The organism is Marinobacter sp. L-13 (assembly GCF_056857715.1).
The window spans coordinates 1-14,610 of record NZ_JBSXNQ010000024.1 but is presented as its reverse complement, the minus strand read 5'-3'; the positions used below and the strand labels follow the sequence as shown (position 1 = coordinate 14,610).

16 protein-coding genes are annotated in these 14,610 nt (G+C 51.7%); all 16 read left to right on the top strand.

The features are described 5' to 3' along the window. Positions 1–161 precede the first annotated feature (161 nt). The 16 genes from AC13DD_RS01140 (at position 162) to AC13DD_RS01065 (ending at position 14,538) form a co-directional block, all read left to right on the top strand. Positions 162–779 carry a hypothetical protein gene (locus tag AC13DD_RS01140; protein ID WP_104270908.1) on the top strand — a complete coding sequence of 206 codons (618 nt, stop codon included), beginning with the start codon at positions 162–164 and terminating at the stop codon, positions 777–779. A gap of 269 nt (positions 780–1,048) precedes the next feature. Beyond that, positions 1,049–1,987, top strand: coding sequence for a Flp pilus assembly protein CpaB (cpaB, locus tag AC13DD_RS01135; protein ID WP_104270906.1), 939 nt, complete (start codon positions 1,049–1,051; stop codon positions 1,985–1,987). Positions 1,988–2,001: 14 nt separating this feature from the next. Beyond that, positions 2,002–3,324, top strand: a complete 1,323-nt coding sequence (locus tag AC13DD_RS01130; RefSeq protein ID WP_158254285.1) for a type II and III secretion system protein family protein — start codon at positions 2,002–2,004, stop codon at positions 3,322–3,324. A gap of 3 nt (positions 3,325–3,327) precedes the next feature. Further along, positions 3,328–5,046 carry a TadA family conjugal transfer-associated ATPase gene (locus AC13DD_RS01125; protein WP_104270904.1) on the top strand — a complete coding sequence of 573 codons (1,719 nt, stop codon included), beginning with the start codon at positions 3,328–3,330 and terminating at the stop codon, positions 5,044–5,046. After that, positions 5,039–5,893, top strand: a complete 855-nt coding sequence (locus AC13DD_RS01120) for a type II secretion system F family protein (protein ID WP_158254284.1) — start codon at positions 5,039–5,041, stop codon at positions 5,891–5,893. The genes AC13DD_RS01125 and AC13DD_RS01120 overlap by 8 nt, the downstream gene beginning before the upstream one ends. Positions 5,894–5,903: 10 nt before the next feature. Next, on the top strand, positions 5,904–6,776 hold the full coding sequence (locus tag AC13DD_RS01115; protein ID WP_241956228.1) for a type II secretion system F family protein: 873 nt from the start codon (positions 5,904–5,906) through the stop codon (positions 6,774–6,776). Continuing rightward, the gene (locus tag AC13DD_RS01110) at positions 6,776–7,180 is read left to right on the top strand and encodes a DUF192 domain-containing protein (RefSeq protein ID WP_104270902.1); all 405 of its coding nucleotides are present in this window, start codon (positions 6,776–6,778) and stop codon (positions 7,178–7,180) included. The genes AC13DD_RS01115 and AC13DD_RS01110 overlap by 1 nt, the downstream gene beginning before the upstream one ends. 10 nt (positions 7,181–7,190) lie before the next feature. Further along, the gene (locus AC13DD_RS01105) at positions 7,191–7,649 is read left to right on the top strand and encodes a tetratricopeptide repeat protein (RefSeq protein WP_104270901.1); all 459 of its coding nucleotides are present in this window, start codon (positions 7,191–7,193) and stop codon (positions 7,647–7,649) included. 16 nt (positions 7,650–7,665) lie between these two features. Next, positions 7,666–8,379 (top strand): TadE family protein, encoded by a 714-nt coding sequence (locus AC13DD_RS01100; protein WP_104270900.1) that lies wholly within the window; start codon positions 7,666–7,668, stop codon positions 8,377–8,379. A gap of 35 nt (positions 8,380–8,414) precedes the next feature. Continuing rightward, on the top strand, positions 8,415–9,392 hold the full coding sequence (locus tag AC13DD_RS01095; protein WP_104270899.1) for an OmpA family protein: 978 nt from the start codon (positions 8,415–8,417) through the stop codon (positions 9,390–9,392). Between the two features lie 217 nt (positions 9,393–9,609). After that, positions 9,610–10,044 (top strand): DUF4124 domain-containing protein, encoded by a 435-nt coding sequence (locus tag AC13DD_RS01090; protein WP_482930736.1) that lies wholly within the window; start codon positions 9,610–9,612, stop codon positions 10,042–10,044. A 77-nt stretch (positions 10,045–10,121) separates the two neighbouring features. Next, positions 10,122–10,976 carry a DNA ligase gene (locus AC13DD_RS01085; protein WP_482930735.1) on the top strand — a complete coding sequence of 285 codons (855 nt, stop codon included), beginning with the start codon at positions 10,122–10,124 and terminating at the stop codon, positions 10,974–10,976. A gap of 117 nt (positions 10,977–11,093) precedes the next feature. Next, positions 11,094–11,351, top strand: coding sequence for an HP1242/YdcH family protein (locus AC13DD_RS01080; RefSeq protein ID WP_008175748.1), 258 nt, complete (start codon positions 11,094–11,096; stop codon positions 11,349–11,351). 100 nt (positions 11,352–11,451) lie between these two features. After that, complete coding sequence (locus AC13DD_RS01075; RefSeq protein WP_008175750.1) at positions 11,452–12,717, top strand: glycerophosphodiester phosphodiesterase family protein; 1,266 nt, start codon at positions 11,452–11,454, stop codon at positions 12,715–12,717. A gap of 164 nt (positions 12,718–12,881) precedes the next feature. Beyond that, positions 12,882–13,937, top strand: a complete 1,056-nt coding sequence (locus AC13DD_RS01070; protein ID WP_039882122.1) for a type IV toxin-antitoxin system AbiEi family antitoxin — start codon at positions 12,882–12,884, stop codon at positions 13,935–13,937. Beyond that, positions 13,903–14,538, top strand: a complete 636-nt coding sequence (locus AC13DD_RS01065) for a nucleotidyl transferase AbiEii/AbiGii toxin family protein (protein ID WP_482930734.1) — start codon at positions 13,903–13,905, stop codon at positions 14,536–14,538. The genes AC13DD_RS01070 and AC13DD_RS01065 overlap by 35 nt, the downstream gene beginning before the upstream one ends. The last annotated feature ends 72 nt before the right edge of the window (positions 14,539–14,610 follow it).

The window sequence follows — 14,610 nt, the reverse complement described above, 5'->3', positions numbered from 1 at the left end:
AGCCACTCGTTCAGGCTCGGGGGAAGAAGCAGTTCCTGGCCAGGCGAATACGGGCGGAAAGTGGTTCCCATCAGTCATCCTGTTGCTGAAGAATTTTGATCTATTGTGCCAGAATGTAGCTTCTGCCGCGCAGACTCCTAGTGTGGATGCCAGCATCAGCAATGGAATGGCCTGAGTTTCCCTCTCCGGAAAGTGTCAGCGTAGTCATTGTGGGCGAGGATATGCGTATCAACGGCCTGCCAACAAAAATCTGGGAGTTCTCCACTGCTCAACCACCTGAGGAGGTACTGAGTTACTATCGTCGAGAATGGAAAAAACCGGCGGTCCCCGACAGCCCCGGGTTTATCGAAGAGGAAGCTGGAGGTTGGCAGGTTATCAGCCGATCGGAGGATCCATACCTCTACACAGTTCAGGTCGTGGAATCGTCAATGGGATCTTCAAAAGGGTTTCTTGCGGTATCCAGGCCGATGGAATTGGTCGGTTATCAGGCGGATGGTTTTGCCAAGCCCGCGGGATCGGAAATTCTGTCAGATGTGTTTTCTGACGATGCCGGCAAGCGCGGGCGAGTAATACAGTTCAAGAACTCCCAGTCGATCGAAGCGAATTACAATTTCTACCGGAATCGCTACTTAGCCGATGGCTGGGCAGAGCTCTCGGAATTGCCGGCGGATAGAAATAAGGCTTTGCTGCTGATGAATAAAGGCAGCGGTGAAATCAGTATCGTTTTCAATCGGTTTGAAAATGAGAGTTATGGGGTATTGGTGGAAAGCTATGACTAAGCGTTGGGAGCACAGGATGCTTCGTGGCAAATGCTTAGCCGACCGGAAATTTTTTCGTTCAGATCAGTCTGGGGCTTCAACCGCAGAATACCTCGTTGTCATGATTGTGACAGTGGCAATGTTGTTTGTGCCGATACCGGGTCAGAATGAATCTGTGATGGAAATGATGATCCAGGGATTCAAGGATAGTCATCACCATTACGTCTGGGGTATGTCTTACCCATTGTAGAAGGGAATATTTCGTAGTTTGCCAAGGATGGAACTGTTTAATGGCTGGTTTTCTTAAAACAGGCGGCCTAGTGCTGCTCGCTCTGCTTTTTGCCGGACTTGCCGGTTGGGGCACACTCTCTTACCTAAACACTCGTGAAGCGGAATTGCAGCAAGCCGCTGCATCAATGGATGGGCCGTCCGTTGAAGTGGTGGTTGCCAGTACGGCTGTCAGTCCCGGTGAATCGATCACCCTCGATAATATGGCCATCGCCGATATTCCACAGAAATACTTGCCTCAGGACGCGATAGCTCCTCAAGAGTTCGAGTTATACGCGGAGAAGACCATTCTTGTTCCTCTCGACCCCGGGCGACCTTTGCTGAAGTCCTACATCTCAGGCCTGAGTCATCAATCCAGTTTTTCCGCGCAGCTAAAAAAGGGTTGGCGGGCTATGACGTTGCCTGTCGATGAACTCAATGCCGTGGCCGGAATGCTCGAAGCCGGCGATTTTATTGACCTGGTGATTTCAGGTGAGCTGGAGGGAGCAAGTTCTGACTCTAAAGACTATGTGCTCCGACGCCTGATGGAAAAAGTCCAGGTTTTGGCAACAGGCACCATGACAAGAATTGACGCCAAATACGCCAAGGCCAATGGTGTTTACCCGGAGGAGCCATTCTTTGGAACCATCACGATTGCTGTTCCCGCTTATCTGGTCACCGAAATTCTTATGGCTCGCGAAAAGGAAACGCTCAATATCCTTTTGCGTCATCCGAACGATCAGAGCGTTGCATCCTACCCGGGTGGATCCAGAGGCTTGAAGTCGGATGCGGCAGGAATCGAAAGCATCGGGGGGAAAGCGGAGAACGGTTTGCTTGAGGCTCGATATGAAATGCTCGAGCCAGGTGAATCCAACGGTGGCATTGATCGATACCGGTTGGCTCAGAAATTCCGAGGCAGTGTCGGTTCGGTTCTCAACCAGCATGCAATTGTGTCGGAGTGACAAGGATGTTTGACATGATAATCAACCTGGAAAAGCTGTTAGCCCGAAGATTGCTGCTGGTATTAATTCTCGGATTTCAGGTTTCTTCTCTTACCGCAGCCGAAACGACCTATGTATCAATGTTTGTCGGTCAAGTGCGTGTCTTTGATCTGGCAAACGTGAAAAGAGTGGCTGTTGGAAATTCCGACGTCGTTAATTATCGGGCACTGGATAACGGCCAATTGCTTTTTATTGCCGATGGTGTCGGCGAGAGCACGGTGGAAGTCTGGACGGCCGGTGAGCGAAGGACACGATTCGTTGTGACGGTTTTCCAGCAAAACCTCTCCCGAGCCTTGAGGGCTGCGCGGGAATTTGCAGAGAGGATCCCCAATCTTCGACTGGAGCAGGTAAACGGAGTTTTGATCTTCGAGGGCGAGATTTCTCCTGAGGACAGAGAAAGAGTCACCCAGCTTTCAGCTGCGTTACCGGGAAGCCTCGATCTGACTACGGAAAAAGCGTTCACCATGAAAGACATGGTGTTGATGAACGTGCAGATCATTGAGGTAAATCGTAAAGCAGCCGAGCAACTTGGTATCCGCTGGGGCCAGGTTGCGGCGGGGCCATCGGTAGGACTGTACGCGCCGTTTGGGACCAATTCACGGTTTGCCGTTTTTTCTCCCGATGCAAATGATTTTTCTGAGGAGATTCTTACTGCGGTCGGTGGCGCCGGAGTAGACAGTTTCTATGGCTATGCCGGCCTGAGTAGTGGTCTGGGTTCCCAGATTGATTTAATGGCAGAAAGCGGCGAAGCGTCGATTCTCGCCTCTCCCAAGCTGGTGACCCGAAGTGGGGAGTTAGCGGAATTCAACTCTGGCGGTGAGCTCCCCTATCAGACGATTGATGAGTTGGGCCGGCCTGTCATCCAGTTTCGCTCCTACGGGATCGCCCTTGAAATCGAGCCTGTAGTCGATGGAGAGGGCAACATCATGACAAGCATCGCCGCGGAGGTAAGTTCCATAGATCGTGCTAATCAGGCGGGAGACACGCCTGGTCTGTTGACCAGAAACGTTGCGAACGTCATTAACGTCAAGGCCGAAGAAACCATCGTTATCTCCGGTTTGGCGGCCGCCAACACCTCTGACCAGTCGACAAAAATGCCCTTTCTTGGAGACATTCCTTTTCTCGGCGCGTTGTTCCGATCTACCGAAACGATTGAGGAAAAAACGGAAATTGTCATGTTTGTGACTCCGCAGCTGATATCAGCGGACAGCCAGAAGAACAGGGAGCTGTTGGAACTGGGGCGCCGGATGTCCAAACCCTGGGCGGATGGAAAACTGAACGAATCGTTGATGGATTAAGCCATGTTCGAGATACAGGTAGCTTCAAAGAGGGGCAAGGTTCTTCAGAAGGTCCACTGCGCAGAGGAGAAATGCCGAATTGGACGCGACCGCGACAACATGATTGTTCTTCAGGGACGGAAGGTCGGTGGAGTACATGCCTGGCTTTCAGAGCGAGAAGAAGGCGTTTTTATCGAAGATAACTTTTCAAGAACCGGTGTAATCGTAAATGGTGCCAAGGTTTCCGTTCATGGCCCCATAAAGCTTGAGGACTCGATAGTAATCGGAGATTACGCTCTTCAGGTTATCAGCAAGCGATCTCAAGGCAGTTCTGCTTGCGAGACTGCCGGCATAAGCCAGCAAACCGGATTGTTCTCACCGGTTTCCGCAAACAAATCCGAGTCGGAAGCAGTCTCTAAGTCCAGTGTCTCTGAGCACGAAGAACTCTATGCGACCTGGCGGGTCTGCGTTCGAGACCGGCTCGTTAAGCTCCTTGATCTGCGACGGATTGATGTTAATAACCTGAGTGACGGCGAGCTGCGAGCGGTTATCGGGGAAGCAATTGATCGAATTGTTAATGACGCAGAGGACCTGCCTCTGGAAATCGACCCTGAAGAACTTGCCAGGCAGTCTCTTGCAGAGGCTGTGGGGCTGGGGCCACTGGAAGAATTACTCGCCGACGACTCGATAACAGAAATCATGGTTAATTCGGCCGATCAGCTGTTTTTTGAACAGAATGGACGCTTGAAAAAATCCAATGTGACATTCAGCGACGACAAGGCAGTCATCAGTGCAATTGAAAGAATCGTCGCTCCATTGGGACGGAGGATTGACGAAAGTTCGCCAATGGTGGACGCAAGGTTGGCAGATGGATCACGAGTAAACGCCGTGATCCCTCCCCTCGCATTGAAAGGGCCGAGCATCACTATCCGTAAATTCGCCAAGGAAAGATTGAGAGCTCAAAACCTTATTGATTTCGGATCCGTCAGCGCTGCGATGATCGAGTTCATCGAGATTGCGGTGAAAGCTAAAAGAAATGTGATTATCTCGGGTGGCACCGGATCGGGCAAAACCACTCTGCTTAATGTGCTGTCGAATTTTATCCCTGATTCTGAGCGAATCATTACGGTCGAGGACGCGGCCGAGTTGAGTCTGGTTCAGCCGAACCTTGTGGGCCTGGAGGCAAGACCTGCTAATCAGGAGGGTAAGGGCGTCGTTTCCATCCGGGATCTGGTCAAGAACTGCCTGCGAATGAGGCCAGACCGGATCGTGGTGGGAGAGTGCCGGGGCGGGGAGGCGCTGGATATGTTACAGGCCATGAATACCGGCCATGACGGATCACTCACAACGATTCACTCCAATTCTCCGCGTGACTGCGTATCAAGGCTCGAAGTCCTGGTGATGATGAGTGGCTTTGAGATGCCGTTGGCTGCTATCCGTGAGCAAATCTCTTCGGCAGTAAATATTATCGTGCAGCAAACCCGGTTCTCCTGTGGTAGTCGAAAAGTGACATCGATTACCGAAGTGACCGGTATAGAGGGGAATACGGTTCAGTTGGCGGAAATCTTTCGCTTCCGCCAGACAGGTTATGGAAGTGATGGGAAGGTCAGAGGGGTGTTCGAAGCAACGGGTCTTATTCCGGAGTTCTACGAAAAGCTGGCAGAACAGGGAGCCCGTGTTGACCTGTCGATTTTCGATCGACGGCCGGAAAATCATCAAGAAAAGGAAGTCAGGCATGTCTGACACCGTATTGGTTGCCGTTTTTGCTTCCTCACTGCTAGCCCTTCTGCTCGCGGCTATCTGTTTTTATTACATTAAAATTGGTGTCCAGCGATACGAAGAGAGATTCACTGAGGCTGCACGAGCAAACCTTTCAGACCTGTTCATTTTTATCGATCCCAAGAAGCTTTATATCGCAAACATCGTTTCGCTTTTGCTGGTATTCATTATTGCCTGGTTGGCTAGCGGAGCCATTGTAATTGCCCTGATTGCAGCGACTGCTGGTGCCTGGTTCCCGAGTTGGTTGTATGGATTCTTCCGTTCACGACGGCGCAACCAGTTTTTGTCCGATTTGCCGGACTTTCTTCTTGCCCTTGCAAACAGCATGCGGGCCGGGGGCAACATGTCCACCGCTCTGGACACTGTTCTCGCCGAGATATCGGGACCGATCAGACAGGAGTTCGGCCTGCTCCAGAAAGAACTGCGAATGGGTACAGAGTATCCGGTCGCGCTGGATAATCTCTGTGATCGGATGCCTCTGCAGGAATTGGTCCTGGTGACATCAGGTATCAAGATATCCCGGGAAATTGGAGGACAACTGTCCGATACGCTTGAGCGACTTGGGCAGACGATTAGACGGAAACTTGAAATGGAGGGGAAGATCAGGGCGCTCACGGCACAGGGGAAATATCAGGGAATTGTGATGGCAGCACTTCCTCTGTTTCTTGCCTTGATCATCTATCACATTGAGCCATCAGCCATGTCCAGATTATGGACAGATCCCGTCGGATGGGGAGTTTGCGCCGTCATCATCGTTTTCGAACTCCTCGGATATCACTTTATTAAAAAAATCATAACCATTGATGTCTGAGGCCCAGATAATGACTCTCATGAAATCGATGTTGTTTGTCGCCGCCTTCCTGGCAGTCGCGTTCTTCATTCTCGCGATACGAAATATCAAATCGTCTGTTCCGGACTCCCAGCGTGATTACATGGACCCTTTACCAGCCGGCTTGCGGGTCATGTGGCCTGTGGTGAGGGTTTTTGCGTTCTATCTGGGGGAGCGTTTTCCTACCGATGTCCTTGAATACTATTATCGGCAGATGCGTCGGTCAGGCGTTGCTTACTTGATGACGGCGGATGAGTTTGTCGGGCTCAAGATTCTTGCGGCCATTTCTGCGTCTGGTGTTTTTGCGTTGATGATGTGGCTTCTGGAGGCGTTTACCCCTTTTTACCTGCCTCTCGCATTTATTGTGGGGTGGGTTATGCCTTCTCTTTCCCTCAGGGACCGGCGCAAGAAACGAGAAACAATGATATTGAAGCAACTGCCAACCTTTCTGGATTTTTTGACAATGGCGGTCCAGGCCGGAATGAACCTTTCCGGCGCAATGACCCAGGCAATCGAGAAAGGGCCTGCAGGGGCATTAAAACTGGAGCTTGAAAAGGTCATGCGGGACATACGGGCTGGCATGCATCGGGTGGATGCACTCCGCGCGCTGGCAGAAAGACTGGAGTTGAAGGAAATAACCAGTTTTGTAACCGCAGTTGCACAGGCAGAGAAAACAGGGAGTAGCTTGGGCGAAACGTTAAAGATTCAGGCGGATCAGCGTCGAGTGGAGCGGTTTCAGCGCGCGGAAAAGATGGCAATGGAAGCGCCGGTCAAACTGATCTTCCCTTTGGTGGCATTTATATTTCCGATGACATTTATCGTACTCGGGTTTCCGATTGCGATGAAATTTTTATATGAAATGTAATGCCGGTTTCAAAGGGCTTTACCCGGCGAGCCGAAGAGAAACTTGTGTTGTTTGACGCTACGTATCGAAGATCCACGTTGGAGTCCGGGAATGGCTATTGCATAACGATCGGTCATGCCGACACTTGGATGAAACGACTCATGGGTTTCAAGAAAGAAGGTTTAGCGAGAACGATCGATGGCCTCCTTATATACCCGTGTTCCTCAATACACACGATTGGCATGACCTTTGAAATCGACGTGTATTTTCTGGATAAAAAACGTCGCTTGATTCGCAGTTACTTCAACGTGCGGTCCGGACGTTGCTTGTTTGTCCCGGGTGCAAAATATGTATTGGAATTAAAGGCGGGTGAAGTCGTATCGCCGGTTCTAAAAGTTGGCGAATACTTGAATTTTGAACAGTAAAGGTCCTGATATGGGTTTAAAAGCCAGTGTGCAGAAGTTTCGTCTTCTTATTTTGGGGGTAATGTTTCTCGTTGCGGGCTGCGCATCCACGCCCGGAAAGAAAGAGAACTCAGAATTTGCTTTCTGGTTGGAGAAAGCAGCTGCCCAGTACGAGACGGGATTGCTCACTGAGGCTGAGGCGTCCTACCGGAAAGTGTCTCGGATCCGACCCGATTCTTATGAGCCGTGGCTTCGGTTAGGCAATATTTATGTGCGGACTGGCCAATTGGAGGCGGCGGTCAGGATGTTTGAAAAATGCACAGAGCTACGTCCGGACGATATTCGTGGCTGGAGCAACCTCTCCTTGACGAGGCTCAAGCAGAGTCTTGCTGTTCTGGACAACGCACAGCATTACTTTCCGAGTGATACACCTGGTTCCGCAATACTGGCTCGTTCCCGGGAAGCACTGATTGAACACTTGGTGAAATAGGGCGGGAAGCGCAACCATGAAGAGACAAGGACGTCACTTCAAGCAACAAGGTTCTTTCATCATAGAGAGCGTGTGGTTGTGGCCAATTCTGCTCATGCTAACGCTTGGCATAATTCAGATGGGCTTCCTCTATAACGCCAAGTCCACTATGAACAATGCGACTTTTCAGGCTGCGAGAGAGGGCTCGATCACCCACGCAAATAAGGCTGCAATGGAAAAAAAACTGGCCGAGGCCATGGCCCCGTTATATCTGAGGGATGCCACCTACTCGGAACTGATTATCAGGCGAACGTCTTTGTATGCAGCGATGAAGGTACCCGCAGCGCCAATCGGTAAGGTGGACATTATTTCTCCGACCAAGGCCATTTATAAAGAGTTTGAGCGAGCCCAGCACTACCTCGATAACAATAGGCGAGAGAGACGAATCAAGCAGATGCCAAACGATAATCTCAACGTGCGAAGCGCTTCGGAGAAGGTTGTGAAGGCAGGGACAGGCACTGTGAGAATTAATCTTCAGGATGCGAATTTGCTAAAGATTCGTGGGCATTGGTGCTACGAAATGATTGTGCCATTTGTAAATTATCTTATTTATCAGACCTATGCGAGCCTACCAGGCGCCAAAAACCCTCACTGGAGGGCGTGCAGAGCATTATCCCTCATAAATAGCTCATATTATCTGCCTGTCAGCGCTATGAGTGTGGTTCGAATGCAAACGCCAATCCGCTGGTAGTCTTTGGGCGCGCATTTTTAAAAGGAGTTTCTTTCATGAAATGGATCATTTTACTCAGGCTCTTTCCAGCAATCGCGTGTTTGTTTTCTGTGCCCCCCAGCTCAGCTGCGTCGATATCAAGCCAACTATATAAAGGCTTGGATGGTGCGCATGAATACTCGAGGCAGCAGACAGACTTTGGTCAATACGAGCTCGTGCTGGGCACGTTGAATTACCTGTACCCAAGTTCGCCTGGTGAGACTGAAGGTTTCAAGGCAGATAAATCCAGAATTTACGAAGGAAAAATCGATAGAAGGGTTCTGGATCTCCCATCCCATATTGGCTCTTTGACCGCGTTCAGCCTGGCTGAAAAGGTTCTTCGAAAAGAGGGTTATCGGATCGCGTTTTCTTGTGAAGGTAGCTCATGTGGCTCGATCAAGGGATGGAGCGTCTTTTATCCCGATCAAGCAGATGGGGCGCAATCGGATCAGTTCTACATATCCGCTACCTACCCTGAACATGGGCCATTGGAACGCGTTTTTTCCGCCCACATTTCCAGAATCGGTAAAAGTGTGCGGGTTACATTTGATGAAGTGACGTTGCTCGTGGACATTGAACGATCTATCCAGAACTACGCAGACTCGGTCTTGGCGCATTGGTCAAAGAGCGATCTCGGTCAGAAATTACCTGTTCCAGGGTATGGGTTGGGTAGCCATGAGCTGACAGAAACGATGAAGCTCAAGTTCAGAGCCATTGCCAAGATTATCGACAGCGAATCTCATTTCGCTGTCAGATTGCTGGGATACACAGACCCACTGGGTGAGGAAGCGCAGAATGAAAAACTTTCGTTCGATCGCGCAAAATCGGTCGCCGATTTCCTGTTTGCGTTGGGAATATCAAGCGGTTCTGTGAGCTTTGAAGGGCGAGGCGTCTTCAATGATGCAGGGAAACGCGCATCAAGAAAAGCTGCCCCGGAACATCGAAAAGTAATAGTAGTCGCATACCCAAAAAAGGAAGTAGGTAGTTTAGATTAGCTTTTTATGTGTGATTTTTGGTGCAAGGGGTTTTTATAACCGATTTGAACGTCTGGAAACACACTACTAAGAATATAATTGAGATCTTTGGTATCTTGCGCTTGCCGGCATTCTTTGAAGCAAAGTTGAACATTATTGCAGCAAGAATCAACAACCACATAAAACTGATCAACATGGAATGCTAGGTTTTGGTCGAAAAGGAGCTTCTGTGAAATCAATGGTAATCTTAATATTGCTTATCCCCCTCTCCGCAAACGCAGGCGTCTACAAATGGGTTGACGCCAATGGCCAGACCCATTTCGGAGACCGTCCACCGGCTAAAGCGGCATCAAGCGAAGTTAAAGTTCACTCCGCCCCGGCCAGCGTAGATGCGGGTGCCAGGGAACGGCATCAGAAGATGACCGATTTTCTGGATCAGCAGCAGGAAGAGCGTGAGGCGCGGCAGGCGGCGAATGCCAAGGCTGAAGAGAAAGCGGAGAAGCAAGCCGAGCTGTGTAAAAAGCTTCGGGCGCGTCTCAAGTTTCTTGCCAGCGTTTCGACCTTTTACAACATCAACGATCAGGGCGAGCGGGTTTATGTCAATGAGGCCGAGAATACCCGTATTCGTGAGGATTTCCGGGAAAAGGTGAGGAGCACCTGCGGAAACGACTAATACGCGGATGATGACCAGGGGCGGAAAGGAAAGTCTGACCTCTGTAGGAAAAAGCAACTGAGAGCAAAGGAATTGCCATGCCGTTTCGATTGTTCAGCGCCGCGCTGCCGGTGCTGATCTCCCTTCTGTTTTCCCCTATGGCGGTAGCGAAACCGCCCGAGCTGACACTTGCCAACGTGTATCAAAAGGGCATGCCTTTGGACGGCTACTGGGTCAGTGAAAAGCTCGACGGGGTGCGTGCATACTGGACCGGCGAGCGATTTCTTTCCCGTGGCGGTCATGAGTATCGGGCACCCGGTTGGTTCACCAGAGGGTTTCCGGCACGTCCCCTGGACGGTGAGCTCTGGATGGGGCGGGGCCGTTTTGCGGAATTGTCAGGGGCGGTGCGTCAGGTGGTGCCCGATGACGACGATTGGCGGCGGATTCGGTTCATGGTGTTTGATCTTCCGGATAAGGAGGCAACCTTCGATCAACGTTTGGCCCGGCTACGTGTATTAATCCAAGAGGTTGAATCACCCTACATGGCGCTTGTCGATCAGCAACGGGCGGGCACCCATGAGAAACTGATGCAGCGTCTGGATAAGATGGTCGACGGCGGCGCAGAGGGTTTGATGTTGAAGCTGGGGTCCAGTCATTACCGAAGTGGGCGCTCCAATGATCTACTGAAAGTAAAACAGTATCAGGATGCCGAAGCCGTGGTTGTTCATCATCTTCCGGGAAAGGGCAAATACGAAGGACTGATGGGGTCACTGCTGGTGGAGTTGGACGATGGCAGGCAATTCCGGATTGGTTCGGGGTTCAGCGATTCCGAGCGAGCGTCTCCTCCGAGACCCGGAACCACGATCACATTCAAGCACTACGGCCTCACAGCCACGGGTCTGCCTCGCTTTCCCAGCTTTCTCCGTATCCGGAATGATGAACCTGCGCGGTAATTGAGCGCACAGGCTCACTGGCGCTTGACGGGGATCAAGACTGGCAAGCGCGGCTAGCCATACACTGGAATGAGTCAAATACATCTCATCTCCCCCACATTCATGGAGACTGCGCGAATGTCCCTGGAAAAACACGATCTGATTCACGAACTGCCGGAATCCAAAGAAGCTATTCACCTGCTGAAGACCAACAGCACTCACTTCGCCAAGCTGTTTGACGAATATCATGAAGTGGACCATGCCGTTCATCGCGTTGAAACGGGCGCTGAAAACACCTCCGATGAGTATCTGGAAAACCTCAAAAAGAAGCGGCTGAATCTGAAGGACCAGTTGTTTGCCATGATTCGCGAGTATGAGGCTTCGGCGGCTAGCTGAGGGCAACCTGCCAGATAATCCAGCATCGGCTGTCAATTGGCCGTAATCCTCCTTGGGGAGACTGTTGATAGGGTATCATCGGTCTCACAAGGAGGAGGTTATGATGTTACGGATCCTTTCGGGGCTGGTGCTGTGCTCGGTACTTTCCCTGGTACAAGCGGCGACCGTTGAAGAGCTCTCCCCGCAATCAATTGCGCTGGCGCCTGAACAGTCGGAGCCCTCGGTCCATCTGGGACCACGGCCTTTCTGGCTGGTTGGTGCAATGGACGACAGTCCGCTCAAAGAGCGCCTGCAAGCCTGCAATACCGACACTGTCGAGAAAACGGATTTCTCCATCGGCCATCGTGGCGCGCCCCTGCAGTTTCCCGAACATACCCGTGAATCCTACATTGCGGCAGCGCGCATGGGTGCGGGTATTCTGGAATGTGATGTCGCCTTCACCAGGGATCGGGAACTGGTTTGCCGACATGCCCAGGACGACCTTCATACCACCACCAATATCGTTGCCGTCCCTGCATTGAACGCCAAGTGTACCCAGCCTTTTGTGCCCGCCGATCCTGCCACGGGCACGCCGGCACAGGCCGAGTGTCGCACCAGCGATATCACTCTGGCCGAGTTCAAGTCACTGGAGGGCAAGATGGATGCCCACAACCCAATGGCAACCACGCCGGAGGAATACCTGGCTGGCACCGCAGACTGGCGCACTGATCTCTACTCCAGCCGGGGCACCTTGATGACTCATCAGGAGAGCATCGAGTTGTTCAGGGCTCTGGGCGCGAAGTTCACTCCGGAATTGAAATCACCGGTGGTTGCTATGCCCTTTGAGGGGGATTACAGCCAGCAAGACTATGCCCGCCAAATGATCCAGGATTACATCGATGCCGGTGTGCAGCCGGAAGACGTCTGGCCCCAGTCCTTCAATTTGAAGGACGTTCTTTTCTGGGTAGACGAGATGCCGGAATTTGGTCGGCAAGCAGTCTTCCTCGACCAATCTGAGTCTACCCTTGTGAACGCGTCCGCAACCTATATGGCTTACCTTAAAAGTAGGGGTGTGAACATTCTGGCGCCGGCGCTCTGGAAGCTGCTGACTCTGGACAGCCAGAGGCAAATCGTTCCGTCCCGGTACGCGGAGAATGCGCGCGAAGCCGGCCTGGACCTGATTGCCTGGACCGTTGAGCGCAGCGGTCCGCTGGAAAAGGGCGGCGGCTGGTATTACCAGACGGTGACCGATGCCATTAACAACGACGGCGACGTGCTCACCGTGATCGATGTTCTGGCCCGTGAGGTAGGTGTGATTGGGGTTTTCTCGGATTGGCCGGCGACAACGACCTTCTATGCCAATTGTATGGGGTTGTCTAAGCATTGAGGTAGGGACGGCGCAGCGCCAAGTTGGCCCCCCGGAGAGAATGTGAATCTATGGCCTGTTTCTCCGGAGGACAGACAATAGCGCTCCTGAGCTCTTGTTCACTTAAAAGTCTTGTTCATTATTAATGAACAGTGCTATTTTGTGAACATAATGTTGGAGAGGCTATGAAACCATCAATCAACGAGCGCGCATTTCTAAGCCAGGCAATCCGCGCGTTCCATCAAGAGACAGGTTTAGACTTACACCCTACTGTCGAGAGTGAAGTGATGCCCTGCTCTGATGGCCTCATTCTTGAACTGGGCGATACGGGCATCCAGTACAGCGTTGAGCTGAAGCGCTGGGCGCAGCAGGCGAATATAGGCACTATTGTCGCTCAGCTACGGCGAATGCCGCCGCCCGCATTGCTGGTCGCTGATTACGTAAACCCGAATATGGCAGACCGCCTTCGAGAAGCCGGCGCACAGTTCATTGACGCCGCCGGCAATGCTTATCTGAACGAAAAGACATTCTTCATCTTCGTAAAAGGTAATCGCAAAAGGCCGGTTCATGCATCAGCAAGGAAAACCTCCCGAGCCTTTAATTCATCTGGTTTAAAGCTGATTTTCAGTTTTCTAATGGACCCTCATCTGGTCGGTGAAACTTATCGAAAAATGGCAGAAGTCAGCGGTGTTTCCCTCGGAGCCATCGGCTGGGTTCTGAATGACCTGAAAGACAAGGGCTATGTTCGAGAACATGGAAAGAAGGGCGCAAGGTCACTTGAGAACCCTATGGGGCTGCTTGATCGCTGGGCCGAGTCCTACCCGGAAAAACTGCTACCCGAGTTGGACATGGGGCTATTTCAGGCAACCTCTGCGATGCCGTGGAAGAAAATCCGGCCGGAGCTTCTGGGTGGGTGTTGGGGCGGGGAAGTTGCCGTCTCTCGGCTGGGCAACTATCTGTCGCCTGCCCAGGGGACTATTTATCTGCCCCGAGAAAAGCTGAAAAGCTTGGTGATGGAATATAGGCTTCGTAAAAGCCCGGGCAATTCACCCAATACGTCCGAGACATTGCAGATCAACGAGAAATTCTGGCTCGCTGATTCACTCAACGTAAACCAAACTCCTGGGATTGCCCCAGATATTCTTGTCTATGCTGACCTCCTGATGACCGGCGACTCGCGTAACCTGGAAGCAGCGGAGCGGCTTTATGCCCAGATTAAAGATCGATTCCAAGAATATTGATCCGACTCAATTGAAGACCTACGGAGCCATCAAGTGTGTCGCCGTGGATCAGGATGTGCCATTCATCATTGTCGGCGCCTCCGCCCGTGATCTGGTAATGCATCACGCCTATGGAGCACCCATTCAACGGGCAACAATGGATATCGATCTTGCCGTTCAGGTCCCGGATTGGGCTGATTTTGAACGCATCCGCGATAGTTTGATTGGCAAAGGTTATACCAAAACCGATCTCCCTCATCGTTTGCACGGCCCGAACGGCGCACCCATCGACATTCTTCCTTTTGGAGCTGTTGAAAGTGACGATTCAGTTATTCAATGGCCGCCTTCTGGCGAAGTGCAAATGAGCGTGGTCGGTTTTCAGGATGCCCTGAATAACGCCGACTGGTTGATGATAGCAGCAGAGTCAGAGTCAGAGTCAGAGTCAGAGCTGGAGTTGCCTGTTGCCAGTCCTCAGGGATTGGCCCTTCTGAAACTGGTGGCCTGGTCCGAAAGAGATGCGCAAACAAGACGCAAAGACGCGGCCGATATCGCTTATCGTGTGCCCGGAGTCCAGGGCGAGCATGGAAGCTCAAATGGACCACGAGTCTATCTGGAATATTGAACCGGTGCTTCATGAGGAAGTAACGAACCAATCCCACCTACTGTGAGGGTGGTGAGCCTGAGCGGCAGTGAC

Bases quoted from the DNA above. Each gene is read 5' to 3' on its own strand.
- AC13DD_RS01140 (WP_104270908.1), top strand. From the start codon at position 162: ATGGAATGGCCTGAGTTTCCCTCTCCGGAAAGTGTCAGCGTAGTCATT.
- cpaB (WP_104270906.1), top strand. From the start codon at position 1,049: ATGGCTGGTTTTCTTAAAACAGGCGGCCTAGTGCTGCTCGCTCTGCTT.
- AC13DD_RS01130 (WP_158254285.1), top strand. From the start codon at position 2,002: ATGATAATCAACCTGGAAAAGCTGTTAGCCCGAAGATTGCTGCTGGTA.
- AC13DD_RS01125 (WP_104270904.1), top strand. From the start codon at position 3,328: ATGTTCGAGATACAGGTAGCTTCAAAGAGGGGCAAGGTTCTTCAGAAG.
- AC13DD_RS01120 (WP_158254284.1), top strand. From the start codon at position 5,039: ATGTCTGACACCGTATTGGTTGCCGTTTTTGCTTCCTCACTGCTAGCC.
- AC13DD_RS01115 (WP_241956228.1), top strand. From the start codon at position 5,904: ATGACTCTCATGAAATCGATGTTGTTTGTCGCCGCCTTCCTGGCAGTC.
- AC13DD_RS01110 (WP_104270902.1), top strand. From the start codon at position 6,776: ATGCCGGTTTCAAAGGGCTTTACCCGGCGAGCCGAAGAGAAACTTGTG.
- AC13DD_RS01105 (WP_104270901.1), top strand. From the start codon at position 7,191: ATGGGTTTAAAAGCCAGTGTGCAGAAGTTTCGTCTTCTTATTTTGGGG.
- AC13DD_RS01100 (WP_104270900.1), top strand. From the start codon at position 7,666: ATGAAGAGACAAGGACGTCACTTCAAGCAACAAGGTTCTTTCATCATA.
- AC13DD_RS01095 (WP_104270899.1), top strand. From the start codon at position 8,415: ATGAAATGGATCATTTTACTCAGGCTCTTTCCAGCAATCGCGTGTTTG.
- AC13DD_RS01090 (WP_482930736.1), top strand. From the start codon at position 9,610: ATGGTAATCTTAATATTGCTTATCCCCCTCTCCGCAAACGCAGGCGTC.
- AC13DD_RS01085 (WP_482930735.1), top strand. From the start codon at position 10,122: ATGCCGTTTCGATTGTTCAGCGCCGCGCTGCCGGTGCTGATCTCCCTT.
- AC13DD_RS01080 (WP_008175748.1), top strand. From the start codon at position 11,094: ATGTCCCTGGAAAAACACGATCTGATTCACGAACTGCCGGAATCCAAA.
- AC13DD_RS01075 (WP_008175750.1), top strand. From the start codon at position 11,452: ATGATGTTACGGATCCTTTCGGGGCTGGTGCTGTGCTCGGTACTTTCC.
- AC13DD_RS01070 (WP_039882122.1), top strand. From the start codon at position 12,882: ATGAAACCATCAATCAACGAGCGCGCATTTCTAAGCCAGGCAATCCGC.
- AC13DD_RS01065 (WP_482930734.1), top strand. From the start codon at position 13,903: ATGCCCAGATTAAAGATCGATTCCAAGAATATTGATCCGACTCAATTG.